General features: G+C 40.3%; 23 protein-coding genes. 7 read left to right on the forward strand and 16 right to left on the reverse strand.

Going from position 1 to position 27,000, the window contains the following annotated elements; all coding sequences use genetic code 11:
• Positions 1–48 precede the first annotated feature (48 nt).
• Positions 49–495, forward strand: coding sequence for a hypothetical protein (locus DCO56_RS02275; protein ID WP_108632128.1), 447 nt, complete (start codon positions 49–51; stop codon positions 493–495).
• A gap of 417 nt (positions 496–912) precedes the next feature.
• A complete protein-coding gene (locus DCO56_RS02280) occupies positions 913–6,552 on the forward strand; it encodes a DUF3320 domain-containing protein (protein WP_219929290.1) in 5,640 nt (1,879 codons plus the stop codon).
• Between the two features lie 60 nt (positions 6,553–6,612).
• Here the strand turns inward: DCO56_RS02280 and DCO56_RS02285 are convergent, their stop codons facing one another.
• The 7 genes from DCO56_RS02285 to arsC all read right to left on the reverse strand — a co-directional run bounded on the left by DCO56_RS02285 (position 6,613) and on the right by arsC (position 11,380).
• Positions 6,613–6,975 (reverse strand): DUF7674 family protein, encoded by a 363-nt coding sequence (locus DCO56_RS02285; protein WP_146190959.1) that lies wholly within the window; start codon positions 6,973–6,975, stop codon positions 6,613–6,615.
• On the reverse strand, positions 6,972–7,532 hold the full coding sequence (locus DCO56_RS02290) for a GNAT family N-acetyltransferase (protein ID WP_108632911.1): 561 nt from the start codon (positions 7,530–7,532) through the stop codon (positions 6,972–6,974). The genes DCO56_RS02285 and DCO56_RS02290 overlap by 4 nt, the downstream gene beginning before the upstream one ends.
• Positions 7,519–7,935 (reverse strand): hypothetical protein, encoded by a 417-nt coding sequence (locus DCO56_RS02295; RefSeq protein WP_146190960.1) that lies wholly within the window; start codon positions 7,933–7,935, stop codon positions 7,519–7,521. The genes DCO56_RS02290 and DCO56_RS02295 overlap by 14 nt, the downstream gene beginning before the upstream one ends.
• A 160-nt stretch (positions 7,936–8,095) precedes the next feature.
• Complete coding sequence (locus DCO56_RS02300) at positions 8,096–8,527, reverse strand: hypothetical protein (RefSeq protein WP_108632132.1); 432 nt, start codon at positions 8,525–8,527, stop codon at positions 8,096–8,098.
• 61 nt (positions 8,528–8,588) lie between these two features.
• On the reverse strand, positions 8,589–9,080 hold the full coding sequence (locus DCO56_RS02305; RefSeq protein WP_108632133.1) for a hypothetical protein: 492 nt from the start codon (positions 9,078–9,080) through the stop codon (positions 8,589–8,591).
• Between the two features lie 197 nt (positions 9,081–9,277).
• On the reverse strand, positions 9,278–10,489 hold the full coding sequence (locus DCO56_RS02310; protein WP_108632134.1) for a DUF1266 domain-containing protein: 1,212 nt from the start codon (positions 10,487–10,489) through the stop codon (positions 9,278–9,280).
• Positions 10,490–11,023: 534 nt separating this feature from the next.
• Positions 11,024–11,380, reverse strand: coding sequence for an arsenate reductase (glutaredoxin) (arsC, locus tag DCO56_RS02320; protein ID WP_108632136.1), 357 nt, complete (start codon positions 11,378–11,380; stop codon positions 11,024–11,026).
• A 358-nt stretch (positions 11,381–11,738) separates the two neighbouring features.
• On the opposite strand from arsC, the gene DCO56_RS02325 reads away from it, so the two are divergent.
• Positions 11,739–12,647, forward strand: a complete 909-nt coding sequence (locus DCO56_RS02325; protein WP_108632137.1) for a helix-turn-helix domain-containing protein — start codon at positions 11,739–11,741, stop codon at positions 12,645–12,647.
• Between the two features lie 82 nt (positions 12,648–12,729).
• Complete coding sequence (locus tag DCO56_RS02330) at positions 12,730–13,731, forward strand: aldo/keto reductase (RefSeq protein ID WP_108632138.1); 1,002 nt, start codon at positions 12,730–12,732, stop codon at positions 13,729–13,731.
• Positions 13,732–13,905: 174 nt separating this feature from the next.
• Here DCO56_RS02330 and DCO56_RS02335 read toward each other — a convergent pair whose 3' ends face one another.
• From DCO56_RS02335 to DCO56_RS29825, 9 genes are all read right to left on the reverse strand, one after another.
• Positions 13,906–15,645 (reverse strand): HAMP domain-containing sensor histidine kinase, encoded by a 1,740-nt coding sequence (locus DCO56_RS02335; RefSeq protein ID WP_108632139.1) that lies wholly within the window; start codon positions 15,643–15,645, stop codon positions 13,906–13,908.
• A 56-nt stretch (positions 15,646–15,701) separates the two neighbouring features.
• Positions 15,702–16,823: a histidine kinase gene (locus DCO56_RS02340; protein WP_108632140.1), complete on the reverse strand. Its 1,122-nt coding sequence runs from the start codon at positions 16,821–16,823 to the stop codon at positions 15,702–15,704.
• Between the two features lie 65 nt (positions 16,824–16,888).
• Positions 16,889–17,977, reverse strand: a complete 1,089-nt coding sequence (locus DCO56_RS02345; protein ID WP_108632141.1) for a porin — start codon at positions 17,975–17,977, stop codon at positions 16,889–16,891.
• 55 nt (positions 17,978–18,032) lie between these two features.
• Positions 18,033–18,599, reverse strand: coding sequence for a K(+)-transporting ATPase subunit C (locus tag DCO56_RS02350; RefSeq protein ID WP_108632142.1), 567 nt, complete (start codon positions 18,597–18,599; stop codon positions 18,033–18,035).
• A 20-nt stretch (positions 18,600–18,619) separates the two neighbouring features.
• Positions 18,620–20,629: a potassium-transporting ATPase subunit KdpB gene (gene kdpB / locus DCO56_RS02355; RefSeq protein ID WP_108632143.1), complete on the reverse strand. Its 2,010-nt coding sequence runs from the start codon at positions 20,627–20,629 to the stop codon at positions 18,620–18,622.
• Between the two features lie 22 nt (positions 20,630–20,651).
• Complete coding sequence (kdpA, locus tag DCO56_RS02360; protein WP_108632144.1) at positions 20,652–22,340, reverse strand: potassium-transporting ATPase subunit KdpA; 1,689 nt, start codon at positions 22,338–22,340, stop codon at positions 20,652–20,654.
• 126 nt (positions 22,341–22,466) lie between these two features.
• Complete coding sequence (locus DCO56_RS30025; RefSeq protein WP_104383366.1) at positions 22,467–22,544, reverse strand: potassium-transporting ATPase subunit F; 78 nt, start codon at positions 22,542–22,544, stop codon at positions 22,467–22,469.
• Positions 22,545–22,555: 11 nt separating this feature from the next.
• The gene (locus DCO56_RS02370) at positions 22,556–22,921 is read right to left on the reverse strand and encodes a DUF7674 family protein (protein ID WP_146190961.1); all 366 of its coding nucleotides are present in this window, start codon (positions 22,919–22,921) and stop codon (positions 22,556–22,558) included.
• 17 nt (positions 22,922–22,938) lie between these two features.
• Positions 22,939–23,061: a hypothetical protein gene (locus tag DCO56_RS29825; RefSeq protein WP_277603204.1), complete on the reverse strand. Its 123-nt coding sequence runs from the start codon at positions 23,059–23,061 to the stop codon at positions 22,939–22,941.
• 510 nt (positions 23,062–23,571) lie between these two features.
• Between DCO56_RS29825 and DCO56_RS02375 the strand changes: the two genes are divergently transcribed.
• The 3 genes from DCO56_RS02375 (at position 23,572) to DCO56_RS02385 (ending at position 26,984) form a co-directional block, all read left to right on the forward strand.
• Positions 23,572–24,303 (forward strand): class I SAM-dependent methyltransferase, encoded by a 732-nt coding sequence (locus DCO56_RS02375; RefSeq protein WP_108632146.1) that lies wholly within the window; start codon positions 23,572–23,574, stop codon positions 24,301–24,303.
• Positions 24,304–24,432: 129 nt separating this feature from the next.
• The gene (locus tag DCO56_RS02380; protein ID WP_108632147.1) at positions 24,433–25,164 is read left to right on the forward strand and encodes a 3-keto-disaccharide hydrolase; all 732 of its coding nucleotides are present in this window, start codon (positions 24,433–24,435) and stop codon (positions 25,162–25,164) included.
• Between the two features lie 359 nt (positions 25,165–25,523).
• Complete coding sequence (locus tag DCO56_RS02385; RefSeq protein ID WP_108632148.1) at positions 25,524–26,984, forward strand: S41 family peptidase; 1,461 nt, start codon at positions 25,524–25,526, stop codon at positions 26,982–26,984.
• Positions 26,985–27,000: the final 16 nt, after the last annotated feature.

Here is a 27,000-nt window from a genome sequence, read left to right on the forward strand (position 1 = left end):
TATATTTATTGCACAGCAGAATCAGAACACATAGAAAAACCGATTCAAATGAAAAAAATAGCGATTCTAGCACTGAGTGTGATCCTATTTGCCGGATGTAACAATACACAGCAATCAAAATCTACTGAGAACACAGAAGAGAAGGCCAAAGAAGAAACGCCATCTATTGGCGGAGATAAAGATGAACATGGGTGTCTTGTAGGTGCAGGTCAAACCTGGAGTGAGGTTAAGCAGGGATGTATTCAGGTGTTCAATGTCGGAATGCGACTAAATCCTGTTGATACCAAAGAGGGGGATGCTGTCATCAGTGCTTTTGTTGTCGTAAACGATGATAAATCGAAAATGGAGCTATTTTTGCCAGATGACAATAAAACAACCATTATTTTGGATAAAACGGAAGACAACCTGTACCAAAAGGATATTTACAAATATGATGCAAAAAAATCAGATTTATATGTCGATGGTACAGTCAAATATAAAGGTGAAGTTGAATAACATCCCTGAAACTTTATAGGACGTAAAGGTAATGCCAATGTTTATCACATTGGCATTTTTTATTTATCTTACAAAGAACAATATCTCCTTTTGAACCTTTTTGACTGACAAGAATGCCTACATAGCGCTTCTGCTTAATCAATCTCGAAGATTGCCTGTATCTCAACCGATGAATTTGTGGGTAGAGATGACGCACCAAAAGTTGCAGGGGCATGCTCCTTTTATCTTTTTTGCCAAAAATTACATTTAAAACAACATTTCGAATTCGTGCATAAAGCAATTGGGAGTAAATAAATTTTCAATATCTTTAAAGTAATATATTTTTTTAAAATGATCGAAACTAATGCGTGTTTTCAAGTTGCAATAGAGAAGGCTTCCCACTTTAATTATAGCTTCTGTTTCCATAGCCTGTCCCTGGTGGAAAAAATTAAAATCACTGCGGTCACGAGAGATATCGAGCACATTAAAATTGAGATGACTTCTGAAATAGGGCTGTTCAGCCCTTATGCATTTTATATGGATAAATTTTCGGAGGGAATTCCAGTAACGCTGGAAAATTTAGCTTTCGACTACAATATTCCATATATCCGGAATCTCGTGGAGAAAGATATGGACACCATTACTTGTACTATCTCTTCTAAAAATGAAATATTACATCAGCAAAAGTTTGCCGTAAAGGTGTTACCCATGGATTATTTTGGCGGATTAAGTAAATATCCGGAGTTGTTAGCGTCCTATGTGTTACCCAATCACCATATAATTTATACAATTAAAGCAGAGGCGGTCAAGATTCTTGAAAAAAATAGATTAAAGCCGGCCTTTTTGGGCTATCAATCCAATAACAAGGAGCGTGTCCTACAGGAAGTAACGGCGATATACCAAGCAATTTTAAATATCAATATTACCTACAGTGCCATGCCCCCGAGCTTCGAAACTGAAGGTCAGCGGATTCGTTTGGTCGATCAGATTTATGAAACCAAATTCGGAAACTGTATTGATATTTCTCTATTATTTGCGGCCTGCCTGGAAGCGATCGATCTGAATCCGATTCTTATTGTTACGCATGGTCATGCATTTATTGGTGTCTGGCTCAGTGACCAACGGTTAGAGACGGTAATCAACTATGATCAGGCCGCTATTTCAAAACGGATCGCTCATGGGATTGATGATATTGCTTTAATTGAGTCTACTCATCTGTGCCGTGGAAATGCGTATACCATGCGCGAGGCAATGAACAACGCCGAAACACAGCTCTTGCATGCAAACAATTTTATCTTATCTCTTGATATCAAACATGCCCGTTCACATGGTATTCTTCCCTTACCTTTTACGGGAAAAGAAGAGCTGGACAATGCAGGTATAAAGAACTCTTCAAGCCTACCTAAACAACAGGCTATCGATCATTTTACGCTAGATGACAACAAGCTGGACCTAGCTCTTAGTGACGCTAAAGAGCTAACCAAACAAAAAATATGGGAAAGGAAGTTGCTCGATCTCTCCCTCAGAAATAATCTATTAAATCTACGGTTCACCAAAAGCATGCTGCAGATCGTGGATCTGAAAATAGACCATCTGGAAGATCACCTTTCGAATGGGAAATCACTGTCAATTCACCCCAATAACAATCAACAGCTCTTACGCCGTTATAATCTATATTCAGCACCTTTACACTTCTCCGAGCCATTATTTAAACTCGCAGATGACGCATTTCGCTACAACCGCCTGCTGACCCATTACCATCAGGATGACCTGGATATCATTTTAACACACTTGTACCGTAATGCGAAATTAGCCGAAGAAGAAAACGGGAAAAGTACATTGTATCTGGGTGTCGGTCTATTGAAATGGTTTGAACCCAAAACCAAGCAGCAGGCCAGACTCGCTCCTATCCTATTGATTCCGGTAGAATTATCCCGTCGATCCGTTAACACGAAATTTACACTCCGAAGCCGTGAGGAAGAGGCTATGATCAATATTACCTTATTGGAATATCTCAAGCAGGAATTCAAACTTAATCTCAGTACATTGGAGACACTACCGATGGATGAATCGGGAGTAGATGTGCAGAAAGTACTCGCCATTTTAAGAAAGTCTATTTTAAATCTGGAAGGTTGGGATATCCTGGAACAGGTTGTTTTAGGGAACTTTTCTTTTAACAAATTGATTTTATGGCAAGATTTATCCAGATATGCTGAAGAAATTGAAAAAAGTAAGATTGTAAAGAGCTTGATTGACGGGAGGCTTTCAGAAATGCTGGATATCAGCGGCGATTCGGAAAATCTGGAACTGATGCCATCTTCGCGGTTAACATTACCGATACCAACCGATAATTCGCAATTGGAAGCTGTCCGGCACTCGAACGCAAATAAAAGCTTTGTTTTACATGGACCTCCCGGTACGGGTAAATCCCAGACCATTACCAATATTATCGCAGATGCTTTGGCGAATGACAAAAAGGTACTTTTTGTGGCTGCTAAAAAGGCGGCACTGGATGTGGTCCATCGCCGGTTGGAAAAAATTGGACTGGGCTCCTTTTGTTTGGAGTTACACTCCAATAAATCCAAAAAATCAGATGTGCTAAGGCAACTGGAGCAGAGCCTGGAAACCCCCAAATATCAAAGTCATATTGATTTTCAGGAAGAAGCCCAGCGTATCGATCAGCGCAAAGCGGCATTAAGTCGCTACGTAGACGCCCTGCATCAGCCCTTCGCAGTAGGATGGAGCCTGTATGATTCTGTCTCTTATCTAGACAGCAACCATATTGCAATCAACACAGCATGGCTGCTACCTTTGCAACTGGATGTTATCGATAAAAAGACCTGGAATGACTGGCAGGACTGGGCAATCCCCTTTGGACAATTAACAGCTAATTTGCCCGCTATTGACACGCACCCGTTGCGTTTGATCCCGTTGAAAGATCAGAACTTTGCCCATAAAAATCAGATCGAAAAATCTATCGACGATTACGTTCAGGCATCTATTCATGTGACCAAAGCCCAATCGGATCTGCAGCTGAACCTGTCGGACAATTGGATCGTAAACAAAGCTTCTCTATGCTCACTTCTCGAAAAAACAGCTCATTTTCAAGCGCATCAGACCCTCGTGAATGTGCATTTTGACCCACGTCAAAAGAATTTACTTGATCACTGGATTGAATTGCAAACCCAAAAGCAAGCATTAAAAGAAGTGCTTACCACAGGTTTTGGCAACCGAATATTCACCACAGACTGTAACCCTATTGAATCTGTCTGGAATCAGTCAAAGCATTCCTGGTTTCTGTTCAAGTGGCTGAAACAGCGCAAAGTAAAAAACTTTTTAAATGGCTTTGCCACAAATAAAATCAACTCCGAACAACAAGTTGATCAATTCTTTAATCAAAAAAATTCCTTTGATCTCTTTACGAAGAATTTAAGCGAGCCGCAGTTTAATACCATAAACGAAGCGACGAGCTATTATCTTGTCGGTAACCAGTTTGACTTAAACACATTATTACAGAACCTGAATGAACTGGAAGAACTAAATCGTCTGGCGCAATATCTCAAATTTGAAAATTTCCAATCCTGGCTCACCAACATCCTCACGGCTGTAGACTTAAAGCTGAGGATCCCTGCCACTATCCTCACCCTACTGCAGTATGCGGATAAACATCAGGAAATTTCGACATTCTTAACATATATTCCGGACGTCGAAGAATTAAACCAGATAAAACTACATTTAGATAGCCTTGAAGACTGGATCAGGTACAATTATTATAAAGATCAGGGAATAAAACTTGGATTATCCTGGCTGATTGACCTCCTTGAATCAAACAAGATTGATAAAAATGAATTAAGCAGAGATATGGAAAGTGTATTGCATCTCAATTACTTCATAAAATCGTTGGATCAGTCCACTATTCTAAATGGTTTTGACGCAGCTGTATATGAAGCTCAGATCGTACAGTATAAGGCACTTTATCAAGAATTTACCCGACTGGTTCGGGATCAATTGATTTTGGAGCTAAGCAACAAAATTCCGAGTCTCTCCCAGGAAGCGGTCCATAGTTCAGAAATCGGTATTTTGCAACGAGCCATCCGTAACCGGGGGCGTGGGGTCAGTATCCGCCGTTTATTTGACCAAATATCGACTTTACTTCCGCGGTTAAAACCCTGTATGTTGATGAGTCCAATTTCGGTCGCCCAATATTTCGACGTAAATACCGATCATTTTGATCTTGTTATTTTTGATGAGGCTTCACAATTACCGACATCTGAGGCAATCAGTGCTCTTGCGCGGGCAAAGCAGGCCATTATTGTCGGGGATCCCAAACAAATGCCGCCAACTAGTTTCTTTGCCAGTAACAAAGTCGATGAAGACAATCTGGAATTGGAGGATCTCGAGAGTATCCTTGATGATACCCTTGCCTTGTCCATTCCGTCCAAATACCTGCTGCGGCATTACCGCAGTAAACATGAAAGTCTGATTTCTTTCAGTAACTCCAACTTTTATGAAAACAAATTGCTGACATTTCCTTCTCATGACGATCAGGACAGGAAGGTAAGTTATCAATTTATAAACGGCCATTATGACAAAGGGAAAACAAGAACAAATCAGAACGAAGCTGAAGCTGTTATTCAATACATAAAACATCATTTGGAACATCATCCCCATCGTTCATTAGGTGTGGTTACATTTAGTCAAACACAGCAGAATCTAATAGAAGATTTGCTACAGCTTTTATTTTCCGAATATCCTACTTTAGAGGAAACCGCACTGCAGGGAGAGGAACCCATTTTCATTAAAAACCTGGAGAATGTTCAAGGTGACGAACGTGATTTCATTTTATTTTCAATTGGCTATGGTCCAGATGAAGAAGGGAAAGTTTCCATGAATTTCGGTCCATTGAATCGTGAGGGTGGCTGGCGAAGACTAAATGTCGCAGTAACCCGGGCCCGATATCAAATGCGTGTCTTCTCTTCGCTAAAGGGGGACCAGATCGATTTAAGCCGTACCAGTTCGGCCGGTGTGCAAGGACTGAAAGCCTTTTTGAACTTTGCGGAAAGAGGTATATTGCAAACAACAGAAACTGTTGCACCAGATAAAGAAAAACATACGCTCATCCAGTCTATTGCCGGCCATTTAGATCGAAATGGAATAAAAGTAAAAACAAATATCGGAACCTCTGGCTACCGTGTTGATATTGGTATTGTTGATCCTATGCATACGCAACAGTATATTTTGGGAATTTTGGTCGATGGAAAAAACTATTTCAATACAAAAACGACAAATGACAGAGAGTTGCTTATTCCCGAGGTTCTACAATCCTTAGGATGGAATATTTATCGCATCTGGACCTTAGACTGGATAAAAAACAGAGAAAAAATACTGGCTGACATCCAAGTGGTAATGCAACGTATCATGAATGACGCGAAGATACAAGAGCCTATCATCATTGACGCCTCACAACCACAACCAAAGGCAAATATTTCAGTGATATCCGATGATGCGATTGTTTCAAGTAAAATGAAACCCTATCTAAGTGCCAATGTCAGTTCAATGGCAACAGCTAGTGCGGAATCAATTTATGATGCAACACATCGCGCAACATTGAGCAATCAGATCCTGAAAATCATCCGTACAGAATCTCCAATTGGTCAAAATCATCTGTTTCGCAAAGTACTACGCCTATGGGAACTCCCAAGATCCTCCGGAAAACTTACCCAATATCTAAGTGAGCTTATAAAAAAGTTACCGGATATAAGGGAGGAAATTTCACATCAAAGTTTTTATTGGGATCAGGGGCAATTGGCTACCGACCTGACCCACTATAGAGACAATAGTCTGGAAAAACGGGCAATAGAAGATATTGCTCCCCAAGAAATAGAGATTGCGCTCATCGAGATCATGGATACCAACCTCAGTCTATTGCGGGAGGATCTTGTACGTGCCGCCGCAAGAGCCTTTGGCTTTTCAAAGACTGGCGCTCAAATTGATATAATTGTCAATAATTCAATAGATAAATTATTGCAGCAGGCATATTGGAAATCTATAAATGGGAGAATTGTGCTGATAGATTAGGCCCATTTGCTGCTAAGTGATTATAATCCTCTTATCTTGTTTGGACCATATAGATCAGGCCTAGCTGCCTGATCTATATATCTGATTGACATAGGCCGTATAAATTCCGATAGGAATCTTGCCGGTCACTTGACCTCGGCGCGATTCGGGACAGGCATTCAAAATACTGTCCAATGAAAAAACAAATATATTTTCCACCGCATTTTGAAGCCTCCACTCTCCTTTTTCGTGCATATATTCCATCAGATGCAGCGCCTTTCCCAGCTCATCTTCGCACGCCTGTGCGATCATTTTTTCAATATAAGCGGTAAGAATCCTGATTATTGTAAGTGGATTTCCAACATTTTCGGGTCGCAAGATTTCCGTTTGAACCGATGGTATTACCGAAACAATTATTTCCTGAGCCTGTTTTATATTCATCATTTACTTGCGTTTAATGCTATATCCGGTTCAAACATCATCGCCGTACAATAGCAGTTTCTAAATCCTGTATTTTTTAAATTCTGATAATTCACACATTGCTCACATTTACGCCAAAATGATGCATCCTGTGTTATTTCTGAGAAAGTTACCGGCCGCATCCCGAGTTTTGAATTGATTCGCATAGTCGCCAATGTCGTTGTGATGCCAAATATCTTTGCCTCTGGATACTTTTCCCGTGTTAACCAAAATATACACTCCTTCATTTGGGTTGCGATGCCAAGTCTGCGCCAGTCTGGAGCTACAATCAAGCCACAATGAGAAACAAAACTTGCATGTCCATACACCTCCAGATAAATGTAACCAATCCATTCTCCAGCTTTGGTCAAAGCGATAACGGCATTTCCTTCCAACATTTTATGAGCGATAGACGCGGGACTTCTTCGTCCAATTCCGATACCGCGCGCACGCGCTGAAGCTTCCATTTCCTGGGAGATCCGAACCGCATATTTACAGTCGGCCGGAATAGTCTGCCGAATTAATACATCAGTTGTTTTCATAGGGACGATATTCAGCATGCTTGTTTTTTTCTTTATCATAGGTACCTTCGGGCAAAACAAGCCGTTGTATTGAAAGTGGCAAGCGGGCTTCAAGGTAATTCCATTCAATCGAGTTGCATGCTTTTTTTACTCTGGAGAAGGTGTTTGGAAGTAATCCGTTTATCACAAACTGAAGTTCGGAGGTTCCCCGATCATGCACATAAGCCATGACTTGCATAATCCATTCAAAACGATGCCAATCCTTGGCATAAATGACATCTTCTGCAAACTGTGAGATCAATTTTATAATATTTTTGTAGTCTCCTTTAAGTTCGGATTTTCTTAATCTTAGATTCAACTCAGGGATTACAGCGGCAATAAAATCCACTGTCTGTCCTTCATCCATTTTTTTTCTTACATCCATTGTATCGTTTTTTATGTCTACAGGTTTCACTGTACACGGGATGAACCAAACAATATTCCAAAACAACAAAAAAGAGGTTAATAACCTGATATACAGAAAGATAATTTTATTTAAAAAGATATAAAAAAGAAACGGCCTTATCAAAATGATAAGGCCGTTCTCAATTTGGAATAATCTCCACTTCGTAGGGACCTGTATACCGATTGCCAACCATCCTATTTTCATTGACAGTAATATAGTATTGTCCGCTATCAATAAAACGATGGGTCAATTCTTTCCCAAAAGGTCCGTCGGCTGTTCCATTTGGAGAAAATAGCTGGCTAATCCGAATATTAGCCGTATCTGAGGGAGTTTTGATTTTTACCCGAACAGAATCTGCTCGATGAACGAAAATAAAAATAGTATCAGTATGTCCTGACTTTATTTCCATATGCTTTACCAAACGGCCATCGTCAAAAGAGACTGCTTTTTCTGCTGATTCCAGATCAGCTGAGTTATCTCGCATATTTCTATCCTGGTCTGACGGGGACTGACACGCGGTCTGTCCGATGAGTGCTGCTGAGATCAGAATCGCTGATAATACTTTATTCATGACTTTTTACCCGATATAACAATTCTCAACGCATCCTTGTTTTCGTGATACCTGATCTTGCTTACATTGTCCAGAGACTCCATTTTGATTTTACCGCAGCAGGATTTACTTCCTCTATTTTCTTATAAAATTTATAGAAATCTTTATTCCATAGGGTATAGTTATGGGTAAATTTAAATACTATCTTGTGATCGTCAGCCTTCTGAATAACGACTTGCCAGACCCTATCATTGGTGATTGTTATCGAAGTCTTACTCAGTTCGATTATATCCGTCAGCGGGAAAACCGCCTTTCTTTGTTGTTTATTATCGATAGCATAAAAGTTTATATCATCAAAATAGAAATCTTCATCGCTGACAAGATTATCTTCCATGCCAAACAGGAAAGGACGGGACGAAATCTTTCTGATCTCTTCGCCCACTAAATCAGCTGAAGCTTCATAACTGATCTGATTATTTTCAGGTTTAAATCCAGCAGTATACTTCCTGAAAATCAAGCTAAATAGTACAATAAATAGTACTAAACCGACCAAAAATATAAGGTATAAATACATTCTTCTCTTGTTAAACGACATTTGTGTTTCTCTCCGGACATCAAAAAAACGCCTAAATATATAATAAGGTAATTAATTAGCAGCGCAAAATTACCAAATTTAAATCAATACGCTGAATTCCATGGCCAACGGGTAATAAACGAGATCAAAGCTTCCGTTTTGGATGATACCCGCTTCCGTTTCTCGATATAAAAAGACTAGCTTCCAAAGCTGATATAATACAAGGGCGTATCGCCTGGGTGATTCTTGACACGGTCAAGCCCTTCAAAGAATATGTGATCGCCCAATTCCTTGCCTATCAATTGTTTCTCCATTTGATACAATAGATCCAGTGCGGTAAAATTCTTCTCATTGGATGCGCGTAAGCGGGCACAGATCTCCACTTGGTAGTATCCGCTGTCTTCGTTGTCCTCATCAAAAGCCTCTTCTTCATCATCCAATAGTGTTTCATTTGGATTCAAATCTTCCATATCCTTGATCCAACACATATAACACAGCTCTATTTCGGGAGCATCCACCACAATTTCATTGGCGTCCCATTGCGCCTGATCAGCTAAAATATCACGTTGATACGCCGCAACATCGGCATCAAATTCCTGGGAACTCTGATACGATTTGGCCTGAAATGTCCAAGCAATAGCCGACAGCACACGATCTTGGACTGACTGAGTGTTCCAATCTATATTATTCCAAGGGCTGCCTATTTTTTCCCTTAAATAGCCAATATATCTTTTCAAATAAGATTTCCCGATTTTATTGTTCAGCCCAACATAATGTTCTCCTTCTAAAAATTTTTCGGAGAATGAGTGCCAATCTTTAAAATGCAATCTTGCGTAAGAAGAAAGGTTTTTCAGTATATCCAAAGCGGCTGATTTTGGCAGATACCCTACATCAGTTGCAGCAGTCGTGATATGACTGCTAACAGTAATGACAAGTGCATCCACACCAGGTTTGCCAATATCCCAGTTTTCGCTGTCGATTTGATTTTCCCGCCCCTCCAGGACGGTCCCCCCTGTCTTAATTCCGAGCAAGTTAAAATATGCCGCTAATAGCTGCAGGCAGCTTTCGGTATCTGCAATAGCGAAGTCTCTGTTCAATAGTTTCGCCAGTTCGTCACGGTACTCTGCCTGTTTAGGATAAGTCCCGAACTGATAGAGATGAACCGGATAAGTTCTATCGTCCCCAGCACTGCCAAATACGGTAAACCAATCGCCAAAGACGATAACGCGGAATGCCGCTCCCAATGCCGTACCAAATTGCTCTTCATAAGAAATATCTTTCAACATATCCTTACTGTTAATTTGCTGTTTTTTGGCTTTATCCAATTCCGCTTCCTGTGCGAGTTCCTCCCGCGCTTCTTTTACTCCCTCTTTGGCTGCACTCAATAATTCTTTGAAAAATTTAAACATAGTTTTATAATATTATTTTTAGCTAATGATTCCTATTTAAATTTTATCGCAGCCCCAAAAGACTCCCACAGTGAGTTTAACTACTCATTATCACCTTTATGAGCTTAAGATTTCAATTTACTGCTGTAAATCTGGAAATAAATATTTACTTTTTATCTTGAAATCCATATTAGTTTGAAGTTCCACTATATTTGTAGTCGAATACTTTATATTTGATTGAAGATAAATGGAATAAATAGAATCATTATCGAAGTTAAGTCGATGAAGAGGAAAACAGGAATAACTGTATTAAAAGATCTAATTACACCTTCCGTTTTTAAAAAAGTACTTACATTTAAACGGAATGGACTAATCAAAAGCAGCGGCACTGTAGACTCAAAAATACATTTCATTAAAAAGGGCAGTATATTTCGGCTCTTTTGGAAAAGATGGATAACGATATTTCAACTATGTAAATAATTTGAAGATATCCAGTATCGCTGCAAGTATATTTAGCACATGTTTCATAGGACGAATTGCACAATTATTAGGCCATTAAAAGGAGCGTGATGTAAAGAGGTCGATGACGCTATCCAATGGACGTCCGATAACCGCTTTACCGTCTTTAATAACGATAGGCCGTTCAATCAATATTGGATTTTGCAGCATCACCTCAACCCACTCCTCATCTGTCAATTGAAGATGTCGAAATTTCTCGAGAAATAAGGCTTCGTTCTTTCGAATAAGCGCTAATGGCTTAAGTCCGAGTTGTGACAATATTTCAATGAGCTCCGCTTTACTGGGCACTTCTTCGAGATACTCTTGTACCTCCAGATCTATGCTATGCTGTTGCAAAAAATCCAGCGCTGCGCAGCTCTTGCTACATTGTTTATTATGGTATATTTTAATCATGGTAGCTTGCTGTTGGCCCTCATTTGTTTTCAGAAAAAGATGTTAACATTCCAAAGTATCTTCGATCTCGAGAAAATGCTGGGGCAATAAGGATCGTTACCCCTCTCTTAATCAAACTAGAACACTTACCCCGTGATAGTAGATGTGTTGACCTAACAAAAGATCCTCTAGCTGTACAATAATACAAAAAAAGATAAATGGTAAACAATAAAATTGAAACTGTATTGGGGGGTAACGGTAAGTGTGGCCGTCTATCTCCATACTTATCTGAGATACAAAGGAATTATCATCCATACGGAGTAAAAAATTGAACTGTAAATGACCATGGATTGTAAAACGAATTTTATAATTTAGTACTATGAACTCAGCTGAAAGCGTAACAGATTTCTACAAAAGGCAACCGGGCTTTGCAAACTTAGATTTACCGCTCAATAATACAGGTATAGGGCATTTCAATGTATTTAGCAGAGAATCCTGTACGTTGGTCTCCCCCTATAATCGTCGTGATTTTTATAAAACATCACTGATTATAGGCCGCGGCAAATTATATTACGCTGATAAATGGATACAGATCGACCGCCCTGCCATGTTGTTTGCCAATCCGGTCGTACCTTACGCTTGGGAACCGGAGTCAGCAGCACAATCTGGATGGTATTGCGTCTTTACAGAAGAGTTTATCCAGCATAGTGAACGCATAGAGAGTTTAAAGGATTCTCCTCTTTTCAAAATAGGGAGCAACCCTATTTACTTTCCAAATGCGGAACAACTGGATGAAATCTCAACAATTTTCAAAAAAATGATGTCGGAGATGAATTCAGACTATGCCCATAAAGATGATATCCTGCGCAGCTATCTGCATTTATTGATCCATGAAACAATGAAATCGAACCCTGCTCAGGAATTTGGTTCATATACCAACGCATCTACCCGGGTATCCAGCCTTTTTTTGGAACTTTTAGAACGCCAGTTTCCAGTGAATACAGTTCATACAGGTCTGCAATTGAAAAGTCCGGGCGATTATGCCCACGCTCTTTCAGTACATATCAATCACCTCAACCGTTCGGTTAAGGAAACAACAGGTAAAACGACTAGTGCACATATCGCCGGCCGTATTGCCCAGGAAGCCCGGGCGTTGCTTTTACATACAAATTGGAATATCTCGGATATTGCCTATAGTTTAGGCTTTGAATACCCCTCTTACTTTACAAATTTTTTCAGAAAACATACTGGAATGTCACCAAACCAATTGCGGACAACAACTGTTTGAATAGTATAATTATCTGTTTGATTGTCTTAAGTAAGGCACGGGATACCTTCATTACTTTTGTATTGAACAAAATATAACAGTCATGAAATATAGAAATCTTGGAACAACAAACGAACAGTTATCTGCTATTGGATTGGGTTGTATGGGAATGAGTTTTGCCTATGGACCCACTGACGAAAAAGAGAGTATCGCCACGCTTGAAAAAGCATTGGATCTCGGTGTAAATTTCTGGGATACAGCGGACATGTACGGTAATGGCGCCAACGAAGAATTAATTTCAAAAGTTCTCGTTCCCAATCGGGATAAAGTATTTATTGCGACCAAATTTGGCTTTCGCTTTAAAGATGGAACCGCTGGGCCGAGCGGTACTGCAAATACTTACTTTGACGGTTCGCCAGCTTGGATAAAGATAGCTGTAGAAAATAGCCTAAGACGCCTTCGCATCGATACCATAGACTTGTATTATGCTCATCGGGTAGACCCGAACGTACCTATCGAAGATACTGTGGGTGCAATGGCGGAATTAGTAAAGGAAGGCAAAGTGAGGTACCTGGGACTAAGCGAAGCATCACCGGCTTCGATTATCAAAGCCAATGCCGTCCATCCTATTGCAGCGCTACAGAGTGAGTATTCTCTACTAACACGCGATGTGGAAAAAGAAATTCTGCAGACTGTACGTAATCTGGGTATTAGCTTGGTTCCTTATTCGCCATTGGCCCGAGGTTTATTTTCCAACACCTTAAATTTAGATAGTCTGTCAGCAGATGATTTTAGAAGAACACTTCCCCGCAATCAGGGCGAACATGCAGTGAATAATGCGCGATTAATCGCTGAGTTTGCATTATTGGCCCAAGATAAACAATGCTCACCGATACAATTGGCACTGGCTTGGGTACTCGCTCAGGGAAATGACATTATTCCGATTCCGGGGACAAAAAAAAGAAAGTACCTGGAAGAAAATGCAGGCGCCATCGATGTACAATTGTCTGATTCGGATTTAAATACCATCGAAGATATACTCCGGAAATACCCGAACGTAGGTGCACGTTATAGTGATGGCGCCATGGCACTGGTCAATAACTAATAGCCGATCTTTAACGCATACGGAGTATTACAGGTAGTTTCCGGGCACTACCTAATACTCCGTATTTGCTTTATCAAATTTGTCTTTGAAATCATTTTACAGACAATAAAACTACAGCTGGTAAGTCAATCCGTATAATGAAGCCTTTTTATTGAAAATTCCCCATACTATTCGTTATGGATTATTTGAACCGCGTGCTCTCAATAAAAAGTAAAACGAACTTCCTGCACCGTATTCACTCTTTACCCCTATTACACCACCCTGCGCCTCAATAAATTCTTTACTGATACTCAACCCCAGCCCAGTTCCCCCCTTTTTGGATCCCGGAACACGAAAATAACGTTCGAAGATCTTGTCTAAGTATTTAGGTTCAATACCTTGTCCATGGTCGGTGACCGAAAACCGGATCGCCGATTCAATTTTTTCAACGCGGATCTGAATACTGGCATCTTCATAGGAATAGCGTACGGCATTGGATAGAAAATTTGTCAATACCCAAGCTGTTTTTTCATTGTCCGCTACAACCGTATTTATGGTGGGATCTATTTCCAAAACAAATTTTACCCGCTTTTGATCTGCCGCAAACTGATTTGCCATCACGGCATAGTCAATAATAGGCCTTACATCAGTTGTATGTAAACTGATCTGAATAGCGCCACTCTCCACTTGAGTCATGTTCAGTAGTTCCCCGGTGATCTTAAGCAAGCGGTCAGAATCATCTTTTATCCCTTTGAGCAGTCCGACCTGTTCAGGGTTGAGATGCCCGATCTGTTCATTTTCCAATAGCTGGATTCCCATTTGAATCGCAGCGATGGGCGTTTTAAATTCATGCGAAACCGTACCAATAAAATTTGTCTTTGCCAGGTCAAGTTCTTTGAAAGTAGTGATATTTTTTAAGATCACCACCTGGCCGATAAACGTTGGATTAGCTTCGCCCGTCGGTAATACATTGATATCTATAATATCCTTTTCAAAATAGCTTTCCCTTTCATTTGCATAAATTTTAATGGGGCGTTTTTCCCGTTTATCCGGCGGAAGTGCAAGATCTTTAAAAATATCCCTTATCAGATCATTTTCATTGGCAACGAGCGGCGCAAACCTTCCGACCAGCTGCTCCTTTTTCAAGGTTGTGATATTGATCGCTTCTTCGTTTGCGAAAATAACCTGTCCATGTTCATCAATTCCAATAACGGGATCATGCATGTTGTCAATCAGGGCCTCAATGCGTTTCTTCTCTTTTAAGATCTTTTCCAGCTTACTTTCCGAATACTCCTCAAGTTTTTCTGCCATTGTGTTGAAAGACCTGACCAATTCCCCAAATTCTCCCGTGCTCTGTAGATGCAAGCGTTCCTTATAGTTCTGACCCGCAATCTGTCTAATACTCCCCGTCAGTTTAGCAATTGGATCAGCAATATTAGATGGCAGATTGACAAGCAATATAAAAGCAATAATAAAACAAAGTGCCCCGGCAAATGAAATGATCAGGATAGCCTGTTCAGCAGTACGATCCGCTACAAGGCTTTTATCTGAAATAGCCCCCATATTTTGCTGCATCAGCTGAGTGATATCCTTCCTGATCGTCGATATGACCATCATATTCTGCGGATTACTTTTAAGCTGCCCAAAATGCTTAACAATAGCGTCCGTGGTCTGTTGTTCTCCAGGTTCAGTAACATTCTTCCGTTGCTGATTCAGATTGTTTTCAAAACTAGAAAGCGCATCGTTTTTTTTGGGGACATCCTCCAGCGCCAATAGCATATTCTTTGCGTAAAGCAATGTATTATAATTGGCTTTCAATATATTTCCGGTATCTTTCTTTAACCTATACACATACCAACCGCTCAATGTAGCAAGCAGGAAAATCATGAGAAACAGGGAGCCTACTCCAAAAGTAAGTTTCGTTTTTATTTTCATCGTTGTTTGTCAATTAACTTATATTCATGATATCATATACACTATATATCATTATTTTAAGACAATATAATGAGGTCAATATCCTTCTTTGACAATTGCGCCAAAAGTCTACGGAATGTGTCGGTTGACAGTAGAATTCTAAACAGGGACAGTCTGGGTTTTCCGATACACACCGTCGTAATATGTCGCTGTTCACATAAGGTTAATATTTCATCTGCGACACTACGAGCTTCAATCTTTACAATTTCTCCGCCCAATTCTGTTGCCAATTTAAAATTATTGATTAAATGCCGCTGCTTGTTGAGAGCTATCCTATCAGCGCGTTCTGCAGGCACCTGAACATACAATACCAGCCAGCTACTGTTATAATAACCAGCCAGACGAGCGGTCTTTCGGATTACATTTTTAGCTTTGATTTCGTTGGAACTGATACAGGCAAGGAAGCGTTCTTTGCGTACCCATCGCTGTGGCTGGACTTCTATTTCTACTTTACGCTGCACCTGCGAGGCCACTTCCTTTAATGCCATTTCCCGCAACTGAAGAATATGCTCGCTCTTGAAGAAATTCTGTAATGCCGCCTGAATTTTTGAAGACTCGTAGATTTTACCTTCCTTTAAACGGGTGATAAGTTCTTCCGCAGTAAGGTCTATATTGACAACCTCATCAGCCGAATCCACCACGCTATCCGGTACACGCTCTTTCACTTCCACTCCCGTAATCGCCTTTACCTCCTCATTTAGGCTCTCAATGTGTTGAATATTGACAGCACTGATTACATTTATACCAGCATCGAGAATCTCAAGAACGTCCTGCCAACGTTTCGTGTTTTTACTTCCCTCAATATTTGTATGTGCCAGTTCATCAATAATGACCACTTCGGGATGAATGTTCAGCACAGCATTTACATCGAGTTCCTCCAATTGTTTTCCCTTGTAGAAAAGGTTGCGCCTTGCAATAAATGGAATTCCCTCCAGCAACTCGTGTGTCTCCTTTCGATTATGTGTTTCGATGTAACCAATGCGTACGTCAATCCCGCTATGCAGTAGGTTATGCGCATCCTGCAACATACGATAGGTTTTCCCCACACCGGCACTCATACCGATATAGAGTTTGAATCTACCCCGTCTGGATTTCTTGATCAGATCCAGAAAATGTTCCGCGTTTTTTCTTTCTTCCATTTTTTGCGTGTCATTTCGCTAACCTTGCTGTTGAATCAACGTACAACAGCAAGGTTTGTTTTTAATTAAAAACTAACAGCAAGCGCCATCACGGCAGTTGTGCTATTTTTTACCAGATTATTTTTCCGGTCGAGGAAAATTGCGTCCTTATTTGTCAGATTACGTAATTCCATCCGCCAAAGTACATTCGGGAGGATGGAATAATCAGCATTGAGTGAATAGCCCAATGTCTGGAAACCATTTTTCGCTTCAGTAGAAATAATGACTCCTTTTTTATCCTGATAATATTCGCCCCTAGCGGTAAGACTAAATTTATCCGAACCTATATAACGGGCAATCAGCACCGGAGTATACCATACATTATAGCTGCCGCTTCCTTTTTCCTTTTGCTCTGCCCCAATGTCAAAACCGACTGTAAAGCCAAACTGTCTATTGAGCTGATAAATGGCATATAAATTATGAAAATAGCGCATCTGTCTGACACTATCGGCTTTGTCACTACCAATAAAAGATCCACTGTTGATGGTTAAATTATCGGTTGGCTTATAGACAAGCTGATGTCCAAAGGCAGGCAAACTATTGCCATCGACTCGCTGTATACGTTGCCAACCGTTTAGCACAAGCCCGCTAAGAAATAATTTCCCTGATGCGGACGTGTATGATATTTTCGCGCCTGTTTCAAAATATGGCGAATTATCGGCAAAAAGACTCCTTGTCAATGTCCAGTTATCTTTTCCGATGGCACTTTCGAATCCCAAATGGGAGGAAAAAATACCGGCATCGATCCATAAATTGTGTTTTTTTGAAATGCGTACACCGACATTGGCCTCATAAATGTTCTTTAATACGCCCGGCTCAGCCGCGTAATTGGCGTTCATGTAGGTACCTGTTGCCAAGGCGACATTAGCTCGCGTATTTTCAGTACCATAAGTTGCTTTTAACAATGCCATATTAATATTTACTTCATTATTTCTGTTGTGGCTGTAAACAAAAGCAGGGCGTGTGTTGGCAATTGGATTATTAAAATCACGCATATAATAGGCCTCAACATACCCACTGAATGAAACTGTCTTATTTTTTGTTGTATCTTCCTGGGCAAATATGGATATCGTCGACCCGAACATAAGGCAGGTCAACAGGATTATTTTCTTCATCTATTTAATTATTTTATCGTCTTTTATGATCTTCGTATCGCCAGACTTTTTGCATTTATTTTTCAGTCATCTGATCCAAGGCAATATTCAATTCAAGTACATTTATTTTTTCTGGCCCGAACATACCCCAAAGTGGCTTTTGCACATGTGCATCCACTAAGGACTGTACACTATTTGCATCTATGGCTCTTGCTTTGGCTATACGCGCCACCTGTACTTTTGCTGCTGCCACGGATATATCGGGATCCAGTCCACTACCGCTTGCTGTGACAAGGTCTACAGGGACCTGCGCTTTTGATACCTCCGGATTTTTTTTCAAAAAGGTATCAATACGTGCTTTTACCTCTGTCAGGTATTCAGGATTGGAAGGGCCCTTGTTGCTTCCCCCCGATCCTGCAGCATTGTATGCCACGGCTGATGGTCGGGACCAGAAATAGGTTTCGTCGGTAAAAGACTGACCGATATTTTTATAATAATTCTGATTATGATAGCTTATAACCGCCCCTTTTCCATGATTGGGTGCCAGCTGTGCGATCGCCCAGACAACAGCTGGATAAATGACAGCGAGAAGTACCAAGAGCGCCACGGTAATCTTGATAGCTGGATAGATATGTGTTTTCATTTTATTTTTATTAAAAGATGTTAGATAAATAGTGCAACCAGCAGATCGATCACTTTAATTCCGATAAAAGGTACGAGAACACCTCCCACCCCAAATACGAGTAAGTTTCTCCGCAACAGCGCACTTGCACCGATAGGCTTATAAGCGACCCCTTTCAACGCCAATGGGATCAATAACGGAATAATGATCGCATTGAAAATCACTGCGGAAAGAATCGCGCTCTGAGGGCTGTTCAAATGCATGATATTTAGGCCTTGCAGTGCTGGAATTGCCGTAATAAACAATGCTGGTATAATGGCAAAGTATTTGGCCACATCATTGGCAATACTGAAAGTTGTCAGCGTACCACGGGTCATCAGCAATTGTTTACCGATTTCCACTACCTCAATCAATTTCGTGGGGTCATTGTCCAGGTCTACCATGTTGCCCGCTTCTTTGGCGGCTTGGGTACCACTATTCATTGCTACACCAACATCTGCTTGTGCAAGAGCCGGGGCATCATTGGTACCGTCCCCCATCATGGCAACCAATCGACCATCGCCCTGTTCCTTCTTGATATAATTCATTTTATCTTCGGGTTTGGCTTCGGCAATGAAATCATCCACACCTGCTTTTTCAGCGATATATTTTGCGGTCAGCGGATTATCGCCGGTTACCATCACGGTCTTAATTCCCATTTTACGCAGTCTTTCAAAGCGCTCCTGAATGCCAGGTTTAATCACATCCTGCAATTCGATCACGCCAAGTACCTGTTCGTTTTCGGCCACGACCAATGGTGTTCCCCCATTTTGCGAGATGGCCTTCACCCGTTCGTCTGTTTCGATGGGAAACGAATTCCCCGCTTTGGTCACGATATTACGTATCGCATCTGTCGCACCCTTGCGGATACGTGTGCCGGCAAAGTCTATTCCTGAGCTGCGTGTTTCGGCAGTGAACTTGATAAATACAGGCTCCTGAACGCCGTAACTCGCTGGTTTTACTGCCGCCAATTCGACAATGGATTTTCCCTCAGGCGTTTCGTCGGCCATAGAACTTAAAACAGCGGCACGTACCAAACTATCCATTTCAACCGTATTTGCTGGATAAAAATTAGTCGCCTTCCGGTTTCCTATCGTAATCGTTCCCGTTTTGTCAAGGAGCAATACATCAATATCGCCCGCCGTTTCCACGGCCTTACCGCTTTTTGTGATGACATTCGCACGCAATGCTCTATCCATTCCGGCGATACCAATAGCTGACAGGAGACCACCAATAGTCGTTGGTATCAAACAGACAAAAAGCGATATAAAAGAAGCAATCGTGATACCTACATTGGCATAGTCAGCAAATGGCTTGAGGGTCACCGTAACGATAATAAAAACCAGTGTGAACCCCGCTAATAGTATCGTCAAGGCAATTTCATTCGGTGTTTTCTGGCGACTGGCACCTTCAACCAAAGCGATCATTTTATCCAGAAAGCTTTCACCCGGTTCTGTCGTCACCTGCACGACAATTTTGTCGGATAAGACTTTCGTTCCCCCGGTAACGGAACTTTTATCCCCACCGGCCTCACGGATGACAGGGGCAGATTCACCGGTGATGGCACTTTCGTCTATCGTCGCCAACCCTTCTATAATTTCTCCATCAAGTGGTATGATGTCCCCTGCCTGACACACAAAGACATCATTTTTCTTTAATTGTGCAGAAGAAACGACCCGGCCATCCTGCAGTTTAGCAGGCGTCTCCTCACGGGTTTTACGAAGACTGTCCGCCTGTGCTTTTCCACGGGCTTCGGCTATCGCTTCCGCAAAATTCCCAAAAAGCAAGGTCAGGAACAGAATGACAAATACAGTGAAATTATAACCGAGCCCACCCTGTGAGGTTTCCCCGGTCATTATCCAAACACAAACTGCGGCCATAATCAGCGTTCCAATTTCCACCGTGAACATCACTGGATTGCGGAACATTACCTTAGGATTTAGTTTCACAAAAGATTGCTTTAACGCTTGTTGTACAAGTTCTTTCTGAAACAATGTTTGTTGATTGCTCATTTCTAAATTTTTTTTATTTTAATTATTGCATGGAAAAATATTCAGCGATCGGCCCTAATGCCAATGCCGGGAAGAAGGATAGTGCTGCTATGATAACGATCACAGCAAATACCATCATCCCGAATGTACTTGTATCGGTCTTCAGTGTACCTTCACCTTCCGGGATAAATTTCTTCTCGGCCAAAAGCCCGGCGATCGCCACTGGACCGATGATCGGAATAAAACGTCCGAGCAACAGCACGATACCCGTAGAAATATTCCACCATAAGGTGTTGTCTCCCAGCCCTTCGAAGCCACTTCCATTATTTGCAGCCGAAGAGGTATACTCATACAATATCTCGCTAAAACCGTGGAATCCCGGATTGTTTAATGTAGATGCTCCCTGCGCCGGAAAAGCGGTCGCCAATGCTGTACCGACAAGGATAAGAAAGGGATGGGCCAGCGCCACGATCATGGCTATCTTCATCTCACGGGCTTCCACCTTTTTGCCCATAAATTCGGGGGTACGGCCGACCATCAATCCGCTGATAAATACGGCCAATATGATAAAAATAAAGAAGTTGAGGATTCCCGCTCCAACCCCACCATAAAATGCATTGACCATCATTGCAATAAGTTCGTTCATACCTGACAATGGCATATAGCTATCGTGCATGGAATTCACCGACCCTGTTGAAATCATGGTCGTTACAATACTCCAGAAACCAGATGCAGCAGCTCCAATGCGAACTTCCTTACCTTCCATGGCGCCAAGAGAAGTGTCAATTCCCATATGTGCCACTGCTGGATTTCCGGCGATCTCCATCCTTATATTTGGAATTGTCAGGATCAGGAAACCTATGGTCATTACAGCGAACATCATCCATGCAAACTTGCGCTTGCGGATAAAGAAACCAAACGCAAAAATCATAGCCATAGGGATTAGAAACTGAGCGACCATCTCCACCATGTTTGTCAGGTAGTTAGGGTTTTCCAATGGATGTGTGCTATTTGCACCAAAAAATCCACCACCGTTTGTCCCAAGATGTTTAATGGGAACAAATGCGGCAACCGGTCCTCTGCTCACCTGCACAGTATCCCCTTGCATATTGGTCATGGTATCCTTCCCCTCCATCGTCATCGGCATTCCCTGAAAGACAAAAATTGCTGCAATGAGCAGACAAATTGGAAGTAGTATCCGCGTGCATGACTTAAGAAAAAACTCATAAAAGTTGCCAAGCTGCGTTGTGGTCTTATCTCTAAATGCTTTAAAAATGACCGCAGCTGCCGCCATTCCAATACCTGCCGTAACAAATTGAAGAAACATCAGCCAGATCTGCCCAAAGTAACTCACCCCGGTTTCACCAGAATAGTGCTGTAGGTTACAGTTCACCAGAAAAGATATTGATGTATTGAAAGCAAGATCAGCCGACATACTCGGGTTGCCATCGGGATTCAAAGGTAAATGGCTCATATTCATCAATACGGCCATGCTCAATAGGAACCAAACAAAATTTATGGTTAAAAGAGCAACCAAATGCTGCTTCCAAGTCATCTGTACGGTCGGATTTATACCGCTAATTTTATAAAATAAACGTTCCAAGGGTTGAAAAACAGGATCAAGCCCTGTTTTCTCGCCCGCATATACTTTGGCGATATACCTGCCAAGTGGAAGTCCCAGCAGCAATGTGATGATAAACATTGCAACGATTCCAAAAATTTCTGTATTCATTTCAGTTGTGTAATTGTTGTTTGAAAGATTTTATTGTCTACCTTATTCGAAATCTCCTTCTTTCCATCAGAAATCTGTCGAACTTTTGGATAAAACTGAATTCGTCTACGGTATTTTTTAGTACTGTTAAAATTTTTCGGGTCTGAGGAGTACGTAACAAATGTATCCAAAAACCAATAGCGCCACTATAAATAAAGCTGTCATTTGTCTTATTATTAATATATTGCCTGTTGCTGTCTTTTTTGAATTTCCAGAAAAGACAAGGGGAGACGGTATTCAATCCTTGTCCATTCTTCTGCCGAGTAGATCCGCTTTAGCCCCGCCAAGGATCGTACAAATAAATTCTCCATCATGTATTTGACATAATGATTACCTCGGTTATATAATGTCCCCAGAAAATGGATATGCCGGCACAATTTATCGATATTACGATCAGCGCTCAATACGCGAAGGTGGTTGACCACTGCCTGTAATGCTCCGGCAAAATTATGTTTACGAATCAGAAGGTTAATTTCCGAACGAATCTCCCTATAGTGAAGTATAAGGTACATACCTACCCGATATTGATTTAATTTTTGCATGTTATTTTTTTCAAAATTTAACCGAGATACAGTTGATAGATCATAGCAAGTATCAAGATGATCATCACAACCTTCGCGATGCGGTCCATAGACCATTTGTTTGGAGATGAATACTCCTTATTTTCTTTTAAATTTTTCATGGCTAACATTAATGTAAGCGTTGTTCTATTTTGTGTTTTCTTAAATTTTTTCGAAGAAATCAACCATTTTAAAAAACAACCAAAAGCCAAGCAGTCCAGTGATTATCAGTACGAGTGTTATCATTATTGTGGGGATTAATAGTAAAGATTTGTAAACTATTTCTTGTCGCTCTCAGGGATATTATGTCATCCCTGATCCATAGATCTGCTCCAAGGTGGGTGGGCTCTTTGACGATTCTGTTATTTTTTTAATCATTTCCATTTTATATGCTTTGTCCCTATAGGCCAAACGGTATTCCATAGTTTCCAAAGAATACATAAACAACTAAAAAACAGTATATTGAAAATAAAATAGTAAAAATTAAACTGATAAGACCTTATCAAAATGATAGACTTATTTTATCAAAATGAGAATTGATGTGTAGAATTAGCTGTTAAAATTAGATTAAAAAACAGCAATAATATGTAAATTGGACCATAAAGGCTAACTAGTAAGCTGATATAAAATAGATGCAGGAAAATAACTACGACAACCCTAAATTCTTTGAAGAATATAGCAAAATGTATCGCTCACAGAAGGGCTTACAAGGAGCTGGCGAATGGCATGAATTTCAGAAACTTTTCACAGATCTCAAGGACAAGACTGTTCTCGATTTAGGCTGCGGATATGGATGGCACTGTCGATATGTGATTGAAAATGGCGCAAAATCTGTTATAGGTGTGGATCTATCTGAAAAAATGCTGGAAAAGGCCCGACAGATCAATAACCTGGACAGCATTGAATATCAACGTGATGCAATTGAGTCGCTAACTTTCAAACCGGAGCAGTTTAATCTTGTTATAAGTTCTTTGGCTTTTCATTATGTAAACGACTTTGAAACATGCTGCCAAAATATTTATAACTGGCTAAAACCCGAAGGACAATTTTTATTCTCGGTCGAACACCCAATTTTTACTGCACAGGGCAAACAGGACTGGATCTACAAGAATGACGGGGAGAAACTCCATTGGCCGGTAGACAATTACTTTTTAATAGGTTCCAGAGAGACAACGTTTTTGGGAAATGCTGTCCTGAAATACCACAGAACTGTTACGTCTTACATTGGCAGTATCCTAAAAAGCGGATTTAAAATAAACGCTTGTGTCGAGCCTGAACCCAGTAGAGAAATGCTAGAGAATTTCCCAACAATGAAAGATGAGTTGAGAAGGCCCATGATGTTGATTATTTCTGCTGAAAAATAGAAACCACATGGGCATTTCATGTAACAAATTCACATAAGTGTCTGCATTTATAAAAGAAAGTAAACATTAAAAATTATTTTAGTAAATCAAATTCCTAAGAACACTTTCATATACGACAAACTTTAAACAATGATAAACTTAAACCTATTCAAAAAAATTGTTGTTGCTGTCTTTATCGGCTGCCTATTCTATTCGTGTAAAAATGAGGCGAATGCCCCAAACACCTTAACTGAGAAAGAACAAAAAGAGGGCTGGCAACTTTTATTCGATGGTACAACATTGAACAATTGGCATACGTACAACAATGAAAAAAAAGCACCGACCGCTTGGCTGGTAAGAAACGGCACAATCTACTGTGATCCAAACAACGAAAGTCAAAAATATGACCTTATTTCCAACAGCGATTATAAAAATTACGAGTTTAAATTTGAATGGAAACTTGAAAAAGAAGGCAATAGTGGTGTTTTTGTCAACGTACAAGAGCGGCCTGACATCAATGCAACTTATCATTCTGGACCAGAATATCAGTTACTTGCTGACTCACATCCCGACTTTGATAAACCGTTGAAACGCGCGGGTTGTCTCTACATGTTTTTACCGCAGCAAAATTTTGTCAATACCAAAGCAAAAGATGACTGGAACCAATCGAGCATTGTACAGAAAGATGGTAAAATCACATTCTATCTGAATGGTGCAGTTACAGCAGAAATGGATTTCAATTCACAAAAGTGGAAAGACATGGTGAAACACAGTACCTTCAAAGATTTTCCAGAATTCGGTAAACATACGAGTGGAAAGCTTGCCCTTCAGGACTGGTCAAGAGGTGTATCCTTTAGAAATATAAAAATAAAACAGCTGTAACGTATCTAATGCAAACCACAAAAAAGTCCTTCGTTTTTGTATAAACGAAGGACTTTTTTGTGGCTTATATTGCCTATTCGTCCAAACTATTTGGTTATTCAGCCCTTATCTGAACATTAGAAATTACGAATAAAGTCCAAGTGATTTCATCGCGATTTACAATCACTCTTAGTTTCGACAGTGGGTATCATTTTACCGGGTACCTTGGAAAAATTTTATATTTACTGTTCGAGAATGAACAGTTATGCCCGTCATCGGACATTTCAAAAATTTATAAAAAACGTATCTAATTCATAACAAAGAAACTATGAATTTGGCTAAATAATTGTAATTCCACTGTTATTTAAAACTATAATAATATGTTTAAGCTTATTTTGCCATTTGCTTTTATTTTAATTTTCAGCTGCAATCTACAAGCGCAAAATTGCAATTGTGCTGAAAATCTTAAATGGGTCAAAAAAATTATTGAGGAAAATGATGCTGGTTTTCAATATGCTTTAGATCAGAAGGGACAGGATGCATATCAGGCGCATAACGCGAAAATTGAGCAGAAATTAGCGGGAATTAAATCAAACTTAGATTGCACAAAGCTCTTGTCAGAATGGCTACAGTTTATCCGCAAAGGGCATTTGTCAATAAACCGAATCGACGGAAAAGATGTTGATTCATTAGTTTCTGATACTGGTTTTATCACTAAGAACAATCATCCTACTGTGAGCATATCGGAAGACGAGTTCAGGAATTACCTTACTATAAAAAAAGAACAAAATCTAGAAGGGATATGGGATTCTCCTCCCTACAAAGTAGCTATCAAAAAGTATCCTGAGGGGTATAAGGGGATTATAGTCAGCTCTACCGCAGATAATTGGATGTTAGGTGACGTTAAATTCGCCCTAAACAATGAATTATCAGAAGGTATCTATTATCTTAGAGATAAAACTCCGGAAAAAATATCGTTTACGCTACCTATTGGCAAAAATATGTTTCAACTGGGCAATTATTTATATACAAAAATATATCCAATAGTAGAAAACACTCCTTTAGAGGCTGATTTTGTAAAATCATATTCAACAGGTAAACCTTATCTGCAAAAGATTAATGCAAAAACAATTCTGTTGCGTATCCCTAGCTTTAACGGTAGGCAAAAACAAACGATTGATAGCCTTATCGCCATCCATAGACCGCAGTTGGAAAAAATAGAGAACCTAATTATTGATATCCGAAATAACGGTGGTGGCAGTGACGGCAGCTATGCTGAAATTATTCCATTTCTATATACAAACCCCATTCGTACCATTGGAGTAACATTTTACTCCACAAAATTAAACAACCAACGGATGTTAGATTTTTGCAAAAACTATAAAGAATATGGTATAGATCCCATGGAAATTCCTTTCTACAGGGCTGCATATGATAGTTTAAATAACCATTTGGGGGAATTTGTCAATCTTAGGCCAGACCGAAAATTGGTCCGTATTGATTCCGGCTATTCAACACTCCCCTATCCCAGGCAGGTGGCTATCATCATTAATGGTGGAAATGGAAGTACTGCGGAGCAATTTTTACTTGAGGCTAAGCAAAGTAAAAAAGTAAAGCTCTTTGGTACAACAACTTCAGGTGTACTGGATATATCGAATATGTATTTTGTAGAGTCACCTTGTAAAGAATATAAATTAGGCTATGCACTCAGCAAAAGTTACCGAATCCCCAATATGGCTATAGACAATAAAGGGATACAACCAGATTATTATATTGACCAAACTATACAAAATACAGAATGGGTGGACTACGTAAGAAAGATACTGGAAGATTCAAAATAATTGTTAGTTTTCAAAA

This window comes from Sphingobacterium athyrii, assembly GCF_003071065.1.
In the GTDB taxonomy this organism is placed as follows: Bacteria; Bacteroidota; Bacteroidia; order Sphingobacteriales; family Sphingobacteriaceae; genus Sphingobacterium; species Sphingobacterium athyrii.